This window comes from Helicobacter sp. MIT 05-5294 (genome assembly GCF_000765675.1).
In the GTDB taxonomy this organism is placed as follows: Bacteria; Campylobacterota; Campylobacteria; order Campylobacterales; family Helicobacteraceae; genus Helicobacter_D.
Genome location: NZ_JRPA02000066.1, coordinates 1 through 1,039, shown reverse-complemented (window position 1 = coordinate 1,039; position 1,039 = coordinate 1). Strand labels below are relative to the sequence as shown.

Annotated in this window: 1 protein-coding gene; it reads left to right on the top strand. The window is 35.4% G+C overall.

The window, feature by feature from the left end; genetic code table 11:
- A partial coding sequence (locus LS69_RS10050; RefSeq protein ID WP_238699310.1) for a methyl-accepting chemotaxis protein occupies nt 1–950 on the top strand: 950 nt, incomplete at its 5' end.
- Nucleotides 951–1,039 lie beyond the last annotated feature (89 nt).

The window sequence follows — 1,039 nt, the reverse complement described above, 5'->3', positions numbered from 1 at the left end:
AATCTCACGACGAATTTGGCATCATGGCAAAAGAAATCAATCAAAACATTCAAAACATTCAAAAAGGTTTAGAGAAAGATGAAATTGCGATTGCCCAATCTGCTCAAACAGCTAAAGCAGTAGAAGAGGGAGATTTAACTGCAAGAATCATAGAGAATCCTCATAACCCACAACTGATAGAATTAAAGAATGTCTTAAATGCAATGCTAGATGTTTTACAAAACAAAGTGGGAAGCAATATGAATGAAATCAATCGTGTGTTTGAATCCTATAAATCCTTAGACTTCTCTACAGAAGTTCCTAATGCAAAAGGAAGTGTAGAAACTACAACCAATATTCTAGGAGAAGAGATTAGAAAAATGCTCACTTCTTCAGAACACTATGCTAAAGACTTAGTAAAACAAGTGGTAGATTTACAAGATTCTATGAATAAACTCCTAGATGGTAGTTCTGCACAAGCAAGTTCTCTCCAACAATCTGCAGCTGCGATTGAAGAGATTAGTTCTTCTATGCAAAATGTCAGTGATAAGACTGCAGAAGTTACAAGACAAGCAGAAGATATTAAAAACATTGTAGGCGTGATTAAAGACATTGCAGACCAAACCAATCTTTTAGCACTTAATGCTGCTATTGAAGCTGCAAGAGCAGGAGAACATGGAAGAGGATTTGCTGTTGTTGCCGATGAAGTGAGAAAACTAGCAGAGAGAACAGGAAAATCCTTAAATGAGATAGAAGCTAATGTGAATGTCTTAGTGCAAGGCATTAATGATATGAGTGAATCTATCAAAGAACAAACGCAAGGTGTAAGTCAAATCAATGAAGCCATTGCACAATTAGAATCAGTGACACAAGATAATGTTTCTGTGGCTAATAATACCAATGATATTACCCACACTGTAAATCAAATTGCTGATGATATTCTAAGTGATGTCAATAAGAAGAAGTTTTAAAGAAACCCAAACTACAAGAAGTCTTTAAGGCTTTATCTTTATCTTTCTCATTGCCAAGCCCTTATAAAGGGCTGTGGCAATCTATAATC